Annotated in this window: 1 protein-coding gene; it reads right to left on the reverse strand. The window is 55.8% G+C overall.

Annotated elements, in window-relative coordinates; genetic code table 11:
- Positions 1 to 556, reverse strand: a 556-nt coding sequence (locus ACIF4X_RS16830) for a sigma-70 family RNA polymerase sigma factor (RefSeq protein ID WP_397482998.1), incomplete at its 3' end; no start/stop codon positions are given.
- Positions 557 to 573: the final 17 nt, after the last annotated feature.

Here is a 573-nt window from a genome sequence, read left to right on the forward strand (position 1 = left end):
TTTCTTCGGGTGTAGGTTCGTGGTCGATCTTTTGCGTCAGCTCCCGTGCAGCCCGCAGGTACACGTTGAGCTCCTTGACCACATGGATCGGCAACCGGATGGTCCGGGTCTGATTCATGATCGCGCGCTCGATGGTCTGACGAATCCACCAGGTTGCATAGGTCGAGAAGCGGAAGCCGCGCTCTGGATCGAACTTTTCCACCGCACGGATCAGCCCAAGGTTGCCCTCTTCGATCAGATCCAGCAGCGACAGCCCCCGATTGACGTAACGCCGGGCGATTTTCACCACCAGCCGCAGGTTACTTTCAATCATGCGCTTGCGCCCGGCCGGATCGCCACTTTGCGACAAGCGCGCAAAGTGAACTTCTTCCTCCGGGGAGAGCAAGGGGGAAAAGCCGATTTCGTTGAGATACAACTGCGTGGCATCAAGTGCACGCGTGTAGTCGATGTACTTATGTTGTTTAAGTGAAGCGGAGTGTTTGGATTTGGAACGAACGGAAGGTGGAGCAGCCCCTTCATCATTCGACATCGAATCCGAATCGATGCCGGTCTCCATAAGGAGACCCTCATCGT

It is taken from the genome of Pseudomonas sp. NPDC085632, from assembly GCF_044541255.1.
Classification (GTDB): Bacteria; Pseudomonadota; Gammaproteobacteria; order Pseudomonadales; family Pseudomonadaceae; genus Aquipseudomonas.